Annotated in this window: 15 protein-coding genes; 10 read left to right on the top strand and 5 right to left on the bottom strand. The window is 44.5% G+C overall.

Features of this window, described 5'->3' with window-relative positions:
- Window positions 1–70 precede the first annotated feature (70 nt).
- The 5 genes from QUB14_RS14930 to QUB14_RS14910 all read left to right on the top strand — a co-directional run bounded on the left by QUB14_RS14930 (window position 71) and on the right by QUB14_RS14910 (window position 6496).
- Complete coding sequence (locus tag QUB14_RS14930; protein ID WP_333217768.1) at window positions 71–808, top strand: helix-hairpin-helix domain-containing protein; 738 nt, start codon at window positions 71–73, stop codon at window positions 806–808.
- An 82-nt stretch (window positions 809–890) separates the two neighbouring features.
- Entirely contained in the window at window positions 891–1085 is a 195-nt protein-coding gene (locus tag QUB14_RS14925; RefSeq protein WP_333217767.1) for a DUF29 domain-containing protein, read from the top strand.
- Window positions 1086–1180: 95 nt separating this feature from the next.
- Complete coding sequence (locus tag QUB14_RS14920) at window positions 1181–2371, top strand: RNA-guided endonuclease TnpB family protein (protein WP_190738347.1); 1191 nt, start codon at window positions 1181–1183, stop codon at window positions 2369–2371.
- A gap of 223 nt (window positions 2372–2594) precedes the next feature.
- Window positions 2595–3605, top strand: coding sequence for a chlorophyll synthase ChlG (gene chlG / locus QUB14_RS14915; protein WP_333035306.1), 1011 nt, complete (start codon window positions 2595–2597; stop codon window positions 3603–3605).
- 239 nt (window positions 3606–3844) lie between these two features.
- Window positions 3845–6496, top strand: coding sequence for a PBP1A family penicillin-binding protein (locus tag QUB14_RS14910; RefSeq protein WP_333217766.1), 2652 nt, complete (start codon window positions 3845–3847; stop codon window positions 6494–6496).
- Between the two features lie 23 nt (window positions 6497–6519).
- Here the strand turns inward: QUB14_RS14910 and QUB14_RS14905 are convergent, their stop codons facing one another.
- From QUB14_RS14905 to QUB14_RS14895, 3 genes are all read right to left on the bottom strand, one after another.
- Window positions 6520–7869, bottom strand: a complete 1350-nt coding sequence (locus tag QUB14_RS14905; RefSeq protein ID WP_333217765.1) for a 16S rRNA (cytosine(967)-C(5))-methyltransferase — start codon at window positions 7867–7869, stop codon at window positions 6520–6522.
- A 192-nt stretch (window positions 7870–8061) separates the two neighbouring features.
- A complete protein-coding gene (locus QUB14_RS14900) occupies window positions 8062–8778 on the bottom strand; it encodes a Uma2 family endonuclease (protein ID WP_333217764.1) in 717 nt (238 codons plus the stop codon).
- Window positions 8779–8945: 167 nt separating this feature from the next.
- Window positions 8946–11594 carry a tetratricopeptide repeat protein gene (locus QUB14_RS14895; protein WP_333217763.1) on the bottom strand — a complete coding sequence of 883 codons (2649 nt, stop codon included), beginning with the start codon at window positions 11592–11594 and terminating at the stop codon, window positions 8946–8948.
- A gap of 375 nt (window positions 11595–11969) precedes the next feature.
- Here QUB14_RS14895 and QUB14_RS14890 point away from each other — a divergent pair, with 375 nt between their 5' ends.
- Together QUB14_RS14890 and QUB14_RS14885 are read left to right on the top strand one after the other, a co-directional pair.
- Complete coding sequence (locus QUB14_RS14890; RefSeq protein WP_138921021.1) at window positions 11970–12239, top strand: hypothetical protein; 270 nt, start codon at window positions 11970–11972, stop codon at window positions 12237–12239.
- 189 nt (window positions 12240–12428) lie between these two features.
- A complete protein-coding gene (locus QUB14_RS14885) occupies window positions 12429–13133 on the top strand; it encodes a hypothetical protein (protein WP_333217762.1) in 705 nt (234 codons plus the stop codon).
- A 453-nt stretch (window positions 13134–13586) separates the two neighbouring features.
- Here the strand turns inward: QUB14_RS14885 and QUB14_RS14880 are convergent, their stop codons facing one another.
- On the bottom strand, window positions 13587–14033 hold the full coding sequence (locus QUB14_RS14880) for an NADAR family protein (RefSeq protein ID WP_333217761.1): 447 nt from the start codon (window positions 14031–14033) through the stop codon (window positions 13587–13589).
- A 48-nt stretch (window positions 14034–14081) separates the two neighbouring features.
- On the bottom strand, window positions 14082–14795 hold the full coding sequence (locus QUB14_RS14875) for a hypothetical protein (RefSeq protein ID WP_333217760.1): 714 nt from the start codon (window positions 14793–14795) through the stop codon (window positions 14082–14084).
- Between the two features lie 121 nt (window positions 14796–14916).
- Between QUB14_RS14875 and QUB14_RS14870 the strand changes: the two genes are divergently transcribed.
- The 3 genes from QUB14_RS14870 (at window position 14917) to QUB14_RS14860 (ending at window position 17938) form a co-directional block, all read left to right on the top strand.
- Window positions 14917–15987: a dipeptide epimerase gene (locus QUB14_RS14870; protein WP_333217759.1), complete on the top strand. Its 1071-nt coding sequence runs from the start codon at window positions 14917–14919 to the stop codon at window positions 15985–15987.
- Between the two features lie 158 nt (window positions 15988–16145).
- Window positions 16146–17195: a DUF1611 domain-containing protein gene (locus QUB14_RS14865; protein WP_333217758.1), complete on the top strand. Its 1050-nt coding sequence runs from the start codon at window positions 16146–16148 to the stop codon at window positions 17193–17195.
- A gap of 272 nt (window positions 17196–17467) precedes the next feature.
- Window positions 17468–17938, top strand: coding sequence for a GNAT family N-acetyltransferase (locus QUB14_RS14860; RefSeq protein WP_333217757.1), 471 nt, complete (start codon window positions 17468–17470; stop codon window positions 17936–17938).
- Window positions 17939–18387: the final 449 nt, after the last annotated feature.

The following is an 18387-nucleotide window of genomic DNA, read 5'->3' as shown; positions in this document are numbered from 1 at the left end:
AGGAAGAAGGAAGAAGGAAGAAGGAAGAAGAAAGCCCACTCTTAAAAAAGTGGGAGTGACATAAGAAAGTGTGAGAACACAACTATTTAAGGATAAAATTAAAGTGTCTCAAGATTTATACTGGCTGCGTCAAACTCCAAACTGGGTGTGGTATTCTTTTATTCCCTACTTCGGCGGGTTGGCGATCGCCTATGCAGGCCAAAAGTCAAATATTCGTAGTTGGATGGGATGGGGTGTTGCAATTACTTTAGCAGCACTAGCGGTATCTTCTTCAACTAATTTGGGTACGATCGTGTGGATTGCTCAAATTGTTACTGCTTTTAGTTTGAAAAAGCGCTATCTGATCAAAACCGCACCCAGAGGCATACTGGTTCCTGCAACTGCGACGAATGCCGAAGAACTAGCAAACGTGCGCGGCAAAATAGATATTAACGAGTGTACCAAAGACGATATGGTCAGAATCTTGGGTTTGCCGATCGTCTACGCCAACGATATTGAATCTTTGCAAAACGAAGGCTACATTTTTACCCACGCCGAAGAGTTATCAGAAATAGCCGGAGTTCCCGAAAGCCACGTCAGACGAATCGCCCCGATGATTTGCTTCAGCTACAATTATCAAAAAGAATTGCAGTTTACTTGGAAACGGTTAAACATTCTTTCGCCGGAAGAGTTGATCGCCAGCGGTTTAGATCGGACTGTGGCGGAAAAAATAGTTAGAGAAAGGCAGAGAAAAGGCGCTTACAAATCCGTTGTCGAAGTCAAGCGGCGGACAGGACTGCCTTTTGATTCCTATCGCCATATTTGTTAATTTGCAGTTGTTAGTACGAACAAATTATGACAACAAAATTAGAAGTTGACCGAGAAGAAGTGTATGATACAGATTACCTCCGATGGGCGGTAGTTGGAAAGGCAGCATTGTCGAATATCGCAGACGCCTTCGCAAAACTTTGAAAGATTCCCCCAGTCTCAAACCCTATCTTGAAGAGGTGTTGGCTGAATGCTATGCGGATGGAGCAGAACAAGCAAGGGATGAAACTGGATTGCTTGTAGAGACGTTTCCGCAATTATCAAAAAACTGGGTTTAAAACCCCGTCCTTCTAGGACGACTTTTATGTAAATTTTTGTTGTACCACCTCTTACTTTGTGCCAGATGATGTAGCATAAGGTGGGAGGTAAAACAATGCTAGTCTTCGAGTTCAAAGCTTACGGAAAATCAAGCCAGTTCACGGCAGTAGACGAAGCAATTCGCACTGCCCAGTTTGTTCGCAATAGTTGTTTACGCTATTGGATCGACAACAAAAAAGTGAACAAGTACGATTTGAACAAATACTGTGCGGTATTGGCAGCATCGTTTCCGTTTGCTGATGAACTCAATTCGCAAGCTAGGCAAGCTAGCGCCGAACGTGCTTGGTCTGCTATCTCCCGATTCTACGACAACTGTAAAAAAGGAACTCCCGGCAAAAAAGGGTATCCAAAATTCCAAAAAGACTGTCGTTCTGTCGAGTATAAATCGACTGGCTGGAAACTTGCCGACGACAGGAAATCGATTAACTTTAGCGACAAAAAAGGAATTGGCAAGCTCAAGCTAAAAGGTACACGCGATCTGCACTTCTACCAAATCAACCAAATTAAACGGGTTCGATTAGTAAAACGTGCAGACGGTGTATACGTCCAATTCTGTATCGATGTCGATAGAAAGGAAAACACGGAACCCTCTGGCAATACCATCGGACTAGACGTTGGGTTAAAAGAATATTACACCGATTCAAACGGAGTTACGGTGGAAAATCCTAGATTCCTGAGAAAAGGTGAAAAAGTTCTCAAGCGTTGTCAGCGTCGCGTATCCAGAAAAACTAAAGGTTCCAAAAATAGAGGCAAAGCTAGACAGATTTTAGGTAAGCAGCATCTCAAAATAAGTAGACAACGCAAAGATCATGCAATAAAACTTGCACGGTGCGTAGTTCAGTCAAGCGACTTGATAGCCTACGAAGATTTGAGAATCAAGAATATGGTGCAAAATCATTGCTTAGCTAAGTCTATTAACGACGCATCTTGGTATCAGTTCCGCATCTGGCTTGAATATTTTGGAAAAGTATTTGAGCGGGTAACGGTTGCGGTAAATCCGCAATATACCAGCCAAGAATGCTCTAACTGCGGAGAAGTTGTTAAGAAAACGCTGTCCACAAGAACGCACGTCTGCAAGTGCGGGTGTACCTTGGAGAGAGATTTCAATGCAGCCAAAAACATCCTAAGTCGAGGATTGGGTACGGTAGGGCATACCGGAACCTTTGCACTTGATGCAAGTAACGCTTTGGGAGAATCAATCTCTACTTTGGCTGGAGAAATCCTGTCTCAGCAAATTGACTCGTAGATCAAAGAATCTCTGTGGCTTTAGCCCGGAGAGTGTCAACCTCTTGACATTTACACAAAAAAATGATATTTCAGTATATTGTGAAACTCCTACTTTTCCCTAGCATCAACTCCAAGCCAGGGTAAGTTTTCAAGAATCTACCTTAAATATCAGTGGTAAGCTATCTGAATTATTATTGAAATGCAAAACGACACAATAGTAGCAGTACCGCTAACATCAAATTATGTCTGACTCTCCTCCATCCCAAATCTCCCCAGAAGCTGCACCAGAAAGTGCTGCTACCGAAAACCGCAGTGCCAAAACTAGGCAACTGTTGGGCATGAAAGGGGCCGCTAGCGGGGAAACTTCTATCTGGAAGATTCGCTTGCAATTGATGAAACCGATTACCTGGATTCCCTTAATTTGGGGCGTGGTGTGCGGGGCTGCGTCTTCTGGAAACTATGTTTGGAACCTAGAGAATTTCTTGATCGCAGCAGCTTGTATGTTGATGTCAGGGCCGTTGCTGACCGGGTACACTCAAACTTTGAACGATTTTTACGATCGCGACATCGACGCCATTAACGAGCCCTACCGTCCAATTCCCTCCGGTATCATCTCGATTCCCCAAGTAGTAACGCAAATTTTGGTATTATTAGCCGCTGGGATTGGGGTGGCTTATGCTCTAGACTTGTGGGCGGGTCATGAATTCCCGATAATGACTGTTTTGACTCTCGGCGGCGCGTTTCTAGCTTATATCTACTCTGCGCCCCCGCTGAAACTCAAGCAGAATGGCTGGTTGGGAAATTATGCCCTGGGTGCTAGTTACATTGCCCTGCCTTGGTGGGCTGGTCAAGCTTTGTTTGGTACACTAGATCCCACAATTATGATTTTGACCCTGTTTTACAGTTTGGCAGGGCTGGGAATTGCGATCGTCAATGATTTCAAAAGTGTCGAAGGCGATCGGCAATTAGGGTTAAAATCTTTGCCAGTGATGTTTGGCATCAGCACAGCAGCTTGGATTTGCGTGTTAATGATCGACATCTTTCAAGCTGGGATTGCAGGCTACCTGATCAGCATCCACCAAAACCTTTACGCTGTCATTCTGCTGCTGCTGATAATTCCCCAAATTACTTTTCAGGATATGTACTTTTTGCGTAATCCCCTGGAAAATGATGTTAAATATCAGGCAAGTGCTCAGCCTTTCCTGGTTTTGGGTATGCTGGTAGCAGCCTTGGCACTGGGTCATGCGAGTTAAGCAGAGTTTTGAGGTTTGAGTTAAAAAATTTTGAATTCAAAAAATCTAATTCACTTCTCAAGAAAATACCAATCTCTGCAGCGTTAAGAAAAGTTTTGAATTTTGAGTTGTGAATTAAAAACTTTTTAATTCAAAAAATCTAATTCAAGGCAGCGTGTTATTCAAGAAAAAATGTCGAATTAAAAATTAAGAATTTAAAAAGGCTAGCTTTTTTAATTTTTAATTTTTAATCGGACTTGATGAGGTTTGAAGGTCTGAACGTGGCAGAATTTTTCTCAAATATCAAAGATACATTGAGCAAAGTCACTAACGCAATAAGCGGTAATTCCGATCGAGAACCGCCGAAGGCTGCGAAGGGTAATAAGCTCAACTCGCCGGAATCGGAGGCGGAATTTTCTACACGGACAAGGGATGAGCGAGCGGAGTATGTGGTATCAGAAGATGCTGCACCTCTAGAAGAGTCAGAATATTTAGACTCAGAATATTTGGAGTCAGAATATTCTGACTCAGAATATTTAGAGCCAGAATACGCTCGATATCCAATAGTCAAGCGCGATTGGGAAGGGTTGAAGCGCTTAATCGCTTGGTTGGAAATTGAACCTCAAGTTACTAGCTTGCAAACCAAGGGAAAAGAATTGCTGCGGCCGGGATTAAGTTTGGGGGGAACTAAATCACCCCAAAAATCCGATCGTAGCAAATTGCCGGAAAAGAGGGCCTCGCAGAACACCGAACTGCAGAGACATACGGAACTACAGGAAATTAGCGCACCCCAGGAAATTAGCGCACCCCAGGAAATTAGCACACCGCAGGAAAATAGGGCACCGCAGGAAAATACTAAAAAACGGATCTCCCGCCGCCCTAGATTTTGGATAAGTTTAGGTGTTGTCAGTATAGGCGGGGGCGCTTTAATCTACGGTTTATGGATTTTGTACGCCTTAGACAAAGGTTTGCCGGATGTTAACGATTTGTCAGCCTTTAACCGCGACGGAACGCTGACAATTAAGGCAGCAGATAATACGATTTTGTTGCAGTCGGGGCCTGCAACTAGAGATAAACTGAAACTTAAAGAAATTCCCGAACAGTTGGTTAAAGCTTTTATTGCCATAGAAGACCGCCGTTTTTACAAACATCGCGGGGTGGATTATCAAGGTATTGTGCGCTCCATTGTTTCTAATTTGATAGAAAGAGATGTAGTGCAGGGTGGCAGTACAATTACGCAACAATTGGCTCGCGTTGTTTTTCTTAATCAGGAAAGAAGTATTAGGCGGAAAGTCCGGGAAGCTCTTTTAGCTCAGAAAATAGAGCGAGAGTTGAGTAAAGACCAAGTTTTAGAACGGTATTTAAATCTGGTTTATTTGGGTTCGGATGCTTACGGGGTGGCAGATGCGGCTTGGGTTTTCTTTAGCAAAACAGTCGATAAATTAACTTTGGCAGAGATGGCAACTTTGGCGGGTTTGCCGCCTGCACCGAGCGAATATTCGCCTTTGGTTAATCCGGATATTGCTAAGAAACGCCGCAATCTTGTGCTGCAACAAATGCAGGAAGCGAAGGTAATTACAGAGGCTGAGGCGAAGCAGGCGATGGCGCAACCTATTGCGGTTAAACCAAGTGCGCCGAAGCGATTTAAAGTAGTCGCGCCTTATTTTGCTAGTTACATTCGGAAGGAATTGCCGCGCTATGTTTCTCAGGATGCTTTGGAAGCTGGCGGTTTGACTGTTGAGACGACGGTGGATTTGAAGTGGCAGAAAATAGCGGAACAGGTTGTTAAAAATGCGATCGAAGTTGATGGCAGCCGTCAGGGTTTTGAACAGGCCGCTTTAGTTTCTATGGACACTAAGACTGGGGAAGTTAAAGCCCTGGTAGGAGGTGGAAATTTTAAGGAAAGTCAATTTAATCGCGCTACGCAGGCTTTGCGGCAGCCAGGATCGACGTTTAAAGGGTTGGTTTATGCCGCGGCGATGGCGGCTGGTTTTTCTCCCTATGACGGTTACGAAGACGAACCAATTATTATCGACGGCTATCAACCGAATAATTATGGCAAAAAATTTAGCGGTTGGCGATCGATGTCTGATGCTTTGACGCGTTCGGTGAATGTCGTAGCTGTGAAGGTGTTGATGGATGTGGGCTTTGAACCGGCGATCAAATTAGCCCACGATATGGGAATTAAGTCGAAATTGAGTCCGATTTATTCGCTGGCTTTGGGTTCTTCGGAGGTGAATTTGCTGGAGTTAACCAATGCTTACGGTACTTTAGCCTCGCAAGGGAATTTTATTGAAGCCCACGGAATTAAGCGGGTGATTAATCAGCGGGGAGATGTGATTTATCAGGCTAATTTTAAACCGAAGCGGGTTTTGGATAAGGATAGTGCTGCGATTACTACTTGGATGTTGGAGGGCGTTGTGCAAGACGGTACGGGGGGGCCTGCTGCTTTAAACGATCGCGCTGTAGCAGGCAAAACTGGTACTTCGGAAAACGTGCGGGATTTGTGGTTTATTGGTTACATTCCGCAGGTGGTGACTGGCGTTTGGTTGGGGAATGATGACAATTATCCCACCTGGGGAACTAGCGGTACGGCGGCTTACAATTGGCGTGATTTTATGAGTCAAGCTGTTAAGGGAATGCCGGTAGAGAAGTTTCCGAAGTTGCCGGAGTTGGAGGGCCGCAAAGGCAGTATTAAGCCCAAACCGGTGGAGCCTAAGAGGATTATTCGGGGGATGATTGTGAATGAGGATGGTGCGATCGTGCCTTACAATCCTAATCCTGAACCGAAGTATTACCCACCGCAAGAGCCTGCTTATCAAGAGCCTGCTTATCAAGAACCTGCTTATCAAGAACCTGCTTATCAAGAGCCTGCTTATGAAGAACCTGCTTATCAAGAACCGGGATATTAAGCTATCGGTTTGGAGTAAGGAGTTTACTGATTTTTCAAGTGCTTTAGCCTCACCATAAAAAAGCCGTCCATGTGATGTCTGTGGGGCCAAACTTTCACCCATCCTTCGGGTGATGGCTGTACGGGTAAATCAATTGTTGGCAGTTCTATTTGCCAGTGAGGATTGCTGTCTAAGAACGATCGAATAACTGTTTCATTTTCCAAGGGATGAATTGTGCAAGTTGCATAAACTAATACGCCGCCGGGCTTGACAAATGTCGCTGCATTTGCTAACAATTCCGATTGCAGTTGAGATTGTTGTTGAATGTTTTCGGACGTGTGATGCCAGCGGGCGTCGGCGCGGCGGTGGAGGGTTCCGAGGCCAGAACAAGGTGCGTCTAGTAAAACTCTGTCTGCAAGGTTAACAAACTCTGGGAAATGGCGGCTGTCTCCGGTATGAATTTTAATGGATTTCATCTGGAGTCTGTCTGCATTTTCTTTAAGTTTTTTGAGTCTGCTGGCGGTTTTGTCGCAGGCATAAATTGTGCCTTCATCCTGCATTAATTCGGCGCTGTGGGTGGTTTTTCCCCCCGGCGCGGCGCAGGCGTCGATGATAGTTTCCCCTGGCTGAGGCCCTAGTAAATGGGTGACTAATTGAGCGCTGCTGTCTTGGATTGTCCACCAACCTTCGCTATATCCGGGGAGGTTTTGAATTGCGCCGATGCTGCCATTTAGTCTTAAAGCTTGGGGCAAGTTGGGGATTCTGCTAGTTGAGATATTGTGGGTTTTGAAGGCAGTTTCGATTTGGGCGATCGAGCTTTTTAAAGGATTGATTCTCAGGTCAATCGTGGGGGATTGGTTGAACCATTCACAGAGTTGTTCGGTTTCGGTTTCGCCTATTTGTTCGATCCACAATTTTACCAGCCATTCGGGGAAGCTGTGCAGAATTCCTAGGCGCTCGACGGTTGATTTATAATTCGTAACTGTTAATGGGTTTAAGTTGTTATCTGTTAAACGGATGTATTGGCGCAACAAACCGTTGACAAAACTGCTGAGTCCTGAAAATCCGTTTTCTTTTGCTAGTTGAACGGTGGTGTTGACGGCGGCGGAGGGGGGAATCTGGTTGAGATATTCGAGTTGATATAAGCCTAAATGTAGGATGGTGCGGAGTTCTGGCGGTTGTTGGGAGGATTTCTTTGTTGCTAGTTTGTCGATGATGAAGTCGATCGATCGCATTCTCCTGACGCTACCGTAAACTAATTCTGTGACTAAACGCCGATCGAGGTCGTTGAGTTGAGAATTGCCGAAAGCGCGATCGAGTGCGGCATCTGCGAATGCACCGCGGCGGTGGACTTCGCGGAGTGCGAGAAAGGCTATTTGGCGGGGATTTTGCATGGCGGCTTGCTAATAGGTCAAGTTATTATAGGTTGTTTGAGGATTGAAAATAAAAAATAGAAATCACGGCGATTGAAATCGCATCTATACAAACAAAGATAAGACGGCGATTGAAATCGCGCCTATACAAACGATATCCGCCTCTGCGGACGGAAGAAAATAACCCGGTTTTAACCGCCCGGTCTTTTTTGTTCAAATTTCGTCGGGATTGATGCCCATTTCTCGCAATTTCTCGGATAGGCGATCGGCTTTTTGCTGTGCTAACTCTTTATCTTGCCGTTCTTGTTCCATTTGTTGCTGTGTTATTTCCATTTGTCGCTGTGCTGATTCTTGTTGTCTTGACAACTCCACATAAGACAAAAACTTCTGTCCATCAGGCCGATAAATTTCCAAGTCTCCCGATTCAGTTTGAAAACGGATCTGCAAACGCGGACTCACCCAACCATCCATTAATTCAATATAGTTGAGTTTTCCATCAGAACGCAGCCAACCAATTAATTCATTATCCTCTGGACTGTAGACATAATATTCTTCGACTCCATAATCCTGGTAGAAATTAAACAGCTTAAACAGTGCTCCGATTCGATTTCCCGGCGAGAGGATTTCAAAGACAACTTGCGGGGCGATATTATCTTCAAGCCACTGTTGGTAGGAACCTCTGTAACCTTTCGGTCTGCCAAACACTACCATCGTATCAGGTGCTTGGCGAGTTTTGTTATCGCCTTCCACGGGATACCACAGCAAATCACCGGCTACAAAGACATTTTCGTTGTCTTTGTATAAGGCATCTATTCCGCCTTGAATGGTGACAATTAGTTCAAACTGTTTGGTATTGTCAGACATGGGTTTTCCGTCGCTGTCTGGGTAGATGATTTCTGCTGAGGTTTTAGTCGGAATTGTTGCGGTCATGGGGATGACTCCATTGCTAGTAGCATCAATTTCTATTTTAGATCTATTTTATAGGACTTACGCAGGGGGCCCAGAAACCGGGTTTTTTTACGAAAATACTTCGTTTGTACTCGAAGATTAGGTAAAAAACCCGGTTTCTTTGTCGGAGTGCGTAAGTCCTGTTTTACTTATTCGGGTTTTGTTGACACCAATGGTTCTAATAAATTGCGTGCTTCTATGGCAAGTTCTAGCAAAACTCGTCTGTCGCCCTTGGTTTCCTTATAGCGGACAGCCGCATCCAGCAGGCGGATGGGAATTTTGAATTGTTCTTCGTAGTTGCTGGTTAGTTCTCGCCACAATTCTAACCAAGTGCGTGCGGTTTTGTCGCTGACCATTTCTGACATTAGGGCGGGGATGCTTCGCACAATTCCTTGTCCTAAGATGGAGGAATATTTGTAATTTTCGTAAACTGCAATCAGGCTGGCGATGCGATTTTTCCATATCGCTGCATCGTGCGTGCTGGCGAATAGGTTGCTGATAATTAAATTGGTATCCTCTGCATCAGCTTCATTGTCGGGTTCGAGGCGTTGGAATGCGTCGTCTAAGGCGGGGATACCTTCATCCCAGCGATTTAATCCGAGAATGGCAATGGCTCGATCAAAGAAGACAAATGAATATTGATCTCCAAGTTCGATCGCCGGATCAAAGGATACTAAAACTTCCTCGTAGCGTTTGAGGTTCTTGAGTACAATGGCTCGTAAAACCCAAACATCTCGATCATTTTCGCCAAGTTCGATCGCCCGATCAAAGGATACTAAAGCTTCATCGTAGCGTTTGAGGCTGTTGAGTAAAATGCCTCTTACAGCCCAAGCCCACTGATAATTGTCGTCAAGCTCGATCGCCCGATCAAAGGATACTAAGGCTTCTTCATAGCGTTTGAGGTTGTAGAGCACAACGCCTCGTAAAGCCCAAGCCTGGGGATAACTGGCATCAAGTTCGATCGCCCGATCAAAGGATACTAAGGCTTCTTCATAGCGTTTGAGGTAGTAGAGCACACCGCCTCGTAAAGCCCAAGCCGACTGATAATTGGCATCAAGTTCGATCGCCCTATCAAAGGATACTAAGGCTTCATCATAGCGTGTGAGGTTGTTGAGTACAGTGCCTCGATTACCCCAAGCCCGGGGATAACTGGCATCAAGTTCGATCACCTTATCTAAGGATACTAAGGCTTCATCATAGCGTTCGAGGTTGTAGAGTGCATCGCCTCGTAGATGCCAAGCGATTTTATAATTGGAATCTATTTCAATAGCTTTATCTAAACATTTCAAAGCTTCATCGTACCATTCCCGCCTATTTAAGCAGTATCCCTTTACCGACCAATCCTTTGCCTCGCCGCGACTTGTTACCAATTTTTCCGCATATTCTAAAGCCGAAACATCATCTTTATTTTTGATACAATATTTAATTTCATCAAAATAAGCCTTCAGACGCGGGTCTTCCTCATTTCTCTCAATAGCCTCAAGCGCCCGCGTATAATATTCTCGTTCCATCACAGCATCAGGTGGAATCGGTTTCAAACCTTGCCGATACATAAAATGACATTCTTTCTCCGCCAAATCAACATCCGCCATCCTCAATCCCAATCGCTGCTGCAATTCTTTCCGCGTATACCAAACCCGAATAAAATCCACAATTAATCGAATTGGTTGATTTCGCTGCTTCTTTACCTCCAGACAAAAACGCATCAATGGTTCCCGCAATTCATACCACGATTCCCGTCCTATCTCCTCAGTTTTGACATAACCCTTATCTCGCAAATCTTTAAGTTGGCTAGATACAGTTCGCTGCTCAATAAAACAGCGTTTAGCAATTTCTTTGACTGGTGCAGCACCACCTCGATCGCACAAAAAGTCAACAATCTTTCGCTGCTGATTTGAAAGATATTTCATCCTATCCTGATAGTAGGGCGTGAGGCTGTCCAGCATTTCCATGAACGGTTCTACCAATTTATCGAGCGATTCAGGAGTCATCAGAAAAGCCGAAAAAACAATATAGACGCGAGGACTGCCACCAGAAAGGTAATGCACAACTTTAATGCGATCCCGCCCTGTTGGACTTTGAATAAAAGATGCTAAATCACTATTCCCTTCTAACTGGGCAATATGATTTAATAAAGCTACAGCCTCATCGAGCTTAAACTCATCTAATTCAAGTAAATCAAAAAAATCATAAAAAGGATTATTAGAGTGCTTGACTCCATCAAACAAACTTTGTGATGTGGCCAAAATTGTCAAAAATGAATAATTTTGAATATACGCCCTCAACTGCTTCTGCCCGAAATCCCCCAAGCCGCTAAACACGTCCTCTAAATTTTCGACAATCAACAACAGCACCCGCTTGCCAACAAAGTCTCTCAGCAATTCTGCGGCCTTAAATTCAGCTTGCTCGGGCGACAAATCATAAAGCTTTTCAACATCATCATGTAACTCAGCTTCATATTCTGGCTTATATTCTTTAGCAAGTGCCCGGAATATTCCCCGCAATAAATCCAAAAAAGACGCAATCCCCCATTCCTCTTCCTGCAGCCATACAATTAGCAATTTATCCCGCAAATCTTCCATCTTAACAACGCGATGATAAATCAGGGAAACCAAGTGCGTTTTGCCAATGCCGCGCGGTCCAATTAGTAGTTGAAAATGCTTGTTATCTGTTAGCGCGCTCACCCGAATTAGCTCTACTAAATGTTCTGCCAGTGCGTGACGCTGTACTAAGATAGCTTCCAGGGTTTCTGGTGACATCAAGCTAGGAGTAAATCGAGAGATAAATGTATTTTTCATAATATCTATTGGGTTTAACTGGTTCCCCGGCTGTGCCTGGGAACCGATATCTAGAGGCTCTGCCTCGTCGGTTGCGGAGGAAAACAGGAGGCAGAGCCTCCGGATCAGCGTCCCCAGGCAGAGCAGGGAAGGAGAAAATGCTTGTTAGACAAGGCTTTTAGAATTTATACGTCTAATTTACCATAGGTTTTAAAAATATACGTTCTTTTTGTTGTATATTTTTTGAAGCAGTGTTAGACTGCCTTTAACAAGCAAACAAGCGCCCCTAGGTGGTACTAGAGACGCTCTCAATTGCTTATCAGTTTTCGGGAGCCACTGGGTGCAACCAGTAGGACTCTCATGTTGTTTATGGTCTATATAGACCGAGGATTTCTCATGACTAATTATAACAGCGAACAGCTCAATCTGTTCACCCAGCCGATCGCAGTTTCGGTGGAAATGGGCTGCACAGTTGAACGTGCCGCCGAATTAGTACAACGCTCAAAAAGCTCAATCTACGATCGGCTAAGGAAAAATAAACCGTATCTGCGGCAGGTTCCCACAGGTACGTGGCAAATTTACTCTACAGGCCAAAAAGATGGCTCAATTCTTGTGAATGTTGCCTTCATTTATTCTCCAAAAGATAAGAATTGGAGACTTGCTTGAACTCAAACCTCAAGGCTGCGTTAGTTTAAGTTTAACGCAGCCTTCAGCCTCGTCGGTTGCGGAGAAAAACACGAGGCAGAGCCTCCCAATCTACGTCCCCAGGCTGAGCTGGAGAACAAGATAAAATCTGAAAAATATTCCTTAAGACTTGTTACAATACACAAAACTTCATACTTTCCCCAACACTGGATGACCTTTTTCAACGCCTCCGAACCCCTAATCCGCTGCAAACAGGAACATCTCGACGTACAAGACCGCGCAGGCCTGTTGCAACTCCGCTGGCAAATTGGAAATATTACTCTTTTCTCAGGATTTTATACTCGCATCGACCAAACTTTTCTGCTTTGGGGTTTGGTGACGGCTGGGATTTTTTTTACGGCTCAGTTTTTTCCTATCAGTTGGAGCTTTCAGGCGATTCTCTGGTCAAGTTTGACTTTAGTTTGCACTGCGGCAATGGCCGTTTTGACTTTGTTTTGGGTAAGAGTCGAGCGAGTTAGCTGGATTCTTTACTCTTGGGCGATTTTGATGATAACTGGTTTGGTTCTGACGGATTGCAGTATTTTTGCCGGTTGGGGAAGTTTGTTGCTGCACCTTTGCGATTTGTGGTTGGGGTTGAGCGCGATCGGCTATTTGTTGACGGGACTCGGTTTGCGATCGCGCACTTTTCTCCTGATTGGACTAACTCATTTATTTAGCATCCCTCTATTAACTTTTGTTGCACCTTGGCAATATCTAACCACAGGAATAATTATGACTGGCTGTTTGTTGTTATTGTCCGAATTGCAGTGGGATATGCGATCGCCGATCGACAATACTTTGCTAAGCGCAGAACAGAAAGAATTTAACAGAATTCAACAGCAACTGCGACAGAGTGGCGCGATTGTATCCGAATAAATCGCAAATGTAAAGAATTCTGTACAATAGCTAACACTTTCCATAAATCGTAGACAATAGAAAGATACAGCATCAATAAAAAACAAACTTTAACCAGAACAGGAGTTTTGCTATTTGACCTGTGAATCGCCAACCTAAGGAGAACGGTGTCCGGGAGGCGACTGGCGAACAAATGCTGTACTTGCGACGATAAAAGTTAATTCGGGTTGACAGTAGTTGTGGAAATCAAAAAGTGGTGCAGGGTTTTTACCGTTTCCCCTGCTTTGCAGTCTTCTCGGAGAGGCTAAACCCTCTACCAGAACAGCCTGAGGAGATTGGCACAAAATTCGACAGTTTGTCAGGCGGATTTTTGAGTCAGCGTGTTTAATAAAATTGGGAAAATGCTCGCTTAGAGCTTTGCAGGACTTACTATTAAACAAGTCCTGCTTTATGATGGAAAATTTAAATTATTTTTTACTCTGACGTGCCTTTTCGCAATATCTCCCTTACTTCCATTAAAATCTGTCCCAACATATTTTTGCCGCTGCCATCTTTACCGCAACCCCAATAGTAATCAAGAGGGGAATTTTCGACTATTTCCTCATCGCCAGTAGCTAGTAAAATTTCTCTAATTTCGGCATGAGTTTCAAATTTGCGGAGTACGGCTTTTCTCATGATATCATCTTTGACTTGTTCCCAATCTTTGCGGAGGGGACAAGAGCGATCGCGCCCCATTTTTGCGGCATCTTTCGGCGTTTTTGCTTGGCGAATTTGGTCGCCATGAGCCGTTTTGGGAAACTTTTGTGCTTGAAAATAATGTTCGGTAGTTGCCCAATATTCTCCGTCTAACTCAAAGCCATGACTGGAAAAACTAGAAAAACAGCCGTATTCGCTGCCAGTGGTGTAGAAGTAGATAGGCATAAAGTCTGCGATTTCAATTTCGTTAAGAATGTTGGTTGCTCGTCAGTTTTACCTCTCTGGATTATTCACTATCTTCAACCGCAAATCAATAGTTTCAAGATGGGAACCGATGTAAGACAGCAGGGCATAGATAAATACGATCACCCCTACCATTTCCAAAATTTCTTCAACAGAAGCCATCAAACCGTAGATCAAATTTCGCTGACCTACCGCATCTGCATAATAGCCACAAACCATTTCCATGCCAAGTGCTCCACCGACATATATACTGCCTGCCAGTAAAAATAAATCCCTTGTTTTCCGGGGTAGGTGCCGGAGAAACTTGAGATAAGCCAGCCCAGTAACCACAACAAAAATCGCCCCCGGAATTACCCAAATGAAGTAAAAAAGTCCCCCTAAATCCAGTGCCTTTCGCAAGTCGTTAATAATTAATATTTCGTGCAAACTCAAGATTTCATCTAACGAAAAAAATACAAAGATGAACCCCAGCGCTTTCCAGTGTCCAAAATAGCGATCGCCCTGCTTCTTCTTAGCACTAGCAATAATACCTAGCAAAATCGCGCAAAACAGCAAAGTAAATGACGAGTACCACGAAGGATAATTTATTTCTCTGTCTAAGTTAAACAAACTAATCCAGCGTTGTTGATAGTTAAAACCGTAGCGGAGAACTTGTACGATGCAACCAGCAATAGCAAAGAAGAGCACCCAAATGCTGAGAGAGAAAGCAACTCTCTTCGGCGAAACAGAAATCAGGAATTTCATCAATTTTTTGATAAACTAGAACAAGCAAAATCAAACTATAAAGTAAAAATTTACAAATCGCAAGAGCGGTGCAATCCGCCACCTCGGGTTTTTCTCTACAAAAAATCACCAATCACTGACAATGCACGTTCAAATTGAAACTTTCACTGTCCGCAAGCGGTTTGCCCTTACCATCAGCCGCGGTACAACAGCCCAAAGTACCAATTTATGGGTAAAATTAGCACACGAAGGCATCGAAGGCTGGGGAGAAGCATCGCCCTTTTCCACAGGTTCTCGGCCCCAAACTACCGAAATTCTGCTAGCCGCATTGCAGGAAGTTGCACCGCTGCTAGAAAAGTTTACTCCGTTCGATCGCCAAAAAATCGAACAAGTATTAACAGAGGTCAACTTACCCTCAGCCGCCCGCGCCGGCATCGACATGGCAATGCACGACTGGCTGGGCAAAAAAGCAGGCTTGCCACTGTGGAAAATGTGGGGATTAGATAGATCGCGCATCGTCCCTACCTCGGTCACAATCGGCATTAATTCGCCCTCTGGTGCAAGAGAAAGAGTGCGCGATTGGTTTGGCAAAGATCTAGCAGGTATCAAATACCGCGCCGTCAAGGTCAAATTAGGAAATCCCGCAGGAATCGAAGCCGACAAAGCTATGTTAATAGCAGTGCTTGACGAAGCACCAGCTAACCTTAAAATTAGTGTTGATGCTAACGGCGGTTGGAGTTTAAAAGATGCTGCCGAGATGTGTCACTGGCTAGAAAAATATAAGATAAATTATGTCGAACAGCCGCTTTCACCCGTCGCCGATATGGAGGAATTCTCAGAACTGTACCGTCAATCGCCGCTGCCAATTTTTGCTGATGAAAGTTGCTTTAATAGTTCCGATATACCCAAGTTAGCGCACTGCGTCCACGGCATCAATATCAAAATGATGAAGTCAGGCGGATTGACCGAAGCAATGCGGATGATTCACACAGCAAAAGCCTGCAACTTGCAAGTAATGTTCGGCTGCTATTCAGATAGCGCGATCGCAAATACAGCAGCAGCACAACTTTCACCGCTAGCTGACTATTTGGATTTGGACAGTCACTTAAATTTATTAGACGATCCTTTCACCGGTGCGATCGTCGAAAATGGGTGTTTGCTGCCAAACGAGCGATCGGGATTGGGAGTGCGGCGAGTTGAGATTGGAGAATAGAAGTAAGTAGGTTGGCGCAAATAAACTTTACCATGTAACAGAATATCAAGCTATCATAACCTTTGCAATTGTTTTCCTTCGGCTCGCGAAAGCTACAGATTCACTCACTGCCTCCCGGGCTGATGTATTTTCAAGTTTCATTTACTTACAATAAACCAATGACTAAAAACTATCCCATCAAAAATGGCAAAGTTGCTATATTGTTCCACGAGGGTATTCTCGGCCGTTCCGGCAAAACAGGCTTAGCATTTTTGCGCTACAGCGAAGCACAAATTGTAGCAGTAATAGACCGCCAATGTGCCGGACAATCTTTACCTGAATTAACTGGCATTCCTCAACAGGTACCGATAGTTGCTTCCGTTGCAGAAGCCTTGCAATTGGGGCCGGATATTCTGCTAATTGGTATCGCTCCTTCCGGCGGTGTTTTGCCTGCGGAATGGCTGCCAGAAATTAATCAAGCGGTAGCAGCAGGTTTGTCAGTTGTCAACGGTTTGCACGCGAAACTTGCACCTTTGATAACAGTTCCTTTAACCGAAACTCAATGGATTTGGGACGTGCGCCAGGAACCGAAATCTGTGGGTGCGATCGCCTCTGCTGCTTCTGCTAAATTAAGTTGTCGCCGCGTATTAACCGTCGGCACAGATATGAGCGTCGGCAAAATGTCAACCAGTTTAGAACTCAACCGCATTTGCTTGCAGCGGGGTTTGCGTTCCAAATTTTTGGCAACCGGACAAACGGGTTTAATGATCGGAAATGAAGGCATTCCTTTGGATGCAGTGCGAGTTGATTTCGCCGCTGGTGCTGTCGAACAAATGGTGATTAAATTGGGTTCTGAATGCGATATTCTGCACGTAGAAGGGCAAGGTTCGTTATTGCATCCGGGTTCGACGGCGACTCTGCCGCTGTTGCGGGGTTCGCAGCCAACTCACTTAATTTTAGCCCACCGAGCCGGACAAACTAGCATTCGCAATCACCCGCACGTATCGATTCCTAAGTTATCAAAAGTGGTCGAACTGTACGAATTGGTAGCCGCAGCGGCGGGTGCTTTTTCAGGGGGGAAAGTGAGCGCGATCGCCCTCAACACTCATCACTTAAATGAGGCAGATGCGCTGTTAGCAATAGCTGAAGTTCAAGCAGAAACGGGATTGCCTTGTACCGATGCGGTAAGGTTTGGTGCGGAGGTGTTGTGGGAGGCGATCGACAGTTAATCTTACAATTTTATTGGCTTGGTGAATGAGATTTTTTTGATTGACCGCAGAGGACGCAGAGAAAGAGAAGGTAAGAGAGAGAGAATAGAAAGTTTTAATTTTTTTTTGGAAGCGTTAGATGCGAGTACGGCGTATGCACTCCACCGCTAAAAAAACTCAGTTTCTAGGCATGGGAGTGCGTAATTCTTGTTTAAAAAACCGGGTTTTTGCATCCATGACTGGGTATAATAAATAGTCACGAATCGCTGGTTTAGTTTAAAAGTACAATACAAATGAGTGATAATTCTTGTTCATTACCGTCTGAATGCGCCATCCGCCCAGCCTCAGCTCAAGATATCAAATCAATTAGAAAGTTAGTTTGGAGCGCCCGACTCGATCCAACTCAGTTGCGCTGGGAGCAATTCTGGGTCATCGAATGCGGTGGGGAATTGGCAGCTTGCGGGCAGTTGCGGAACTTTGCGGGCGCGCAAGAATTAGGCAGTTTGGTGGTGGCGAAAGATTGGCGCGATCGAGGTTTGGGAAGCTACCTCACAAAATTTTTAATTCAACAAGCTACAGAACCGCTATATTTAGAATGTTTGGGAAAGCGGCTCGCATCATTTTATACCCGCTTTGGCTTCGTAGAAGTTTCCCTACAAGAATTGCCGCAGTCGCTTAAATTCAAGTTCGGTTTGTCTCAATTAGCTAAAACTTTATTCAAAGTTCCTGTAACAATTATGCAGTATCAAGCAGGTTGTCTATAATTATGACTTTTATGAATTTAAGATTCTGAATTTATGAATGGATTTTAAGTTCGACCTGTTCAATAATTGAATAACAGGGTGCGATCGAGCTGCCTCGATCAAAAACTCCTACGGCCTGCTGATATCTGCGTCAATCTCGATCGCCTATTTTCTATGCCTAAATAGGTAGGTACAAATCAATATCGCATGGGGAGGGTGGGTGAGTTGCCAGGTTTACTTGCTTATATCATAGATCCGCTTACGGGCCCCTAATGGCGCACAGGGTGTCAGAAACCGGGTTTTTAGGGGTTTGGTGCGTAAGTTACGGACTAGATATTTATGGATATTCCGGATTGGGCGATCGAGACTGCGTAAGTTCATAATTTACCGTTCGCGGTAGTCCAATTTGCTAAATTGGCACAGCTACAAGCCAGATGTCTCCGCTGAAACCATTGAAAAATCGTTAGTTG

The organism is Microcoleus sp. B3-D2, from assembly GCF_036705345.1.
GTDB lineage: Bacteria > Cyanobacteriota > Cyanobacteriia > Cyanobacteriales > Microcoleaceae > Microcoleus.
The sequence above is the reverse complement of the archived record's forward strand: the minus strand, read 5'-3'. Positions and strand labels throughout refer to the sequence as shown.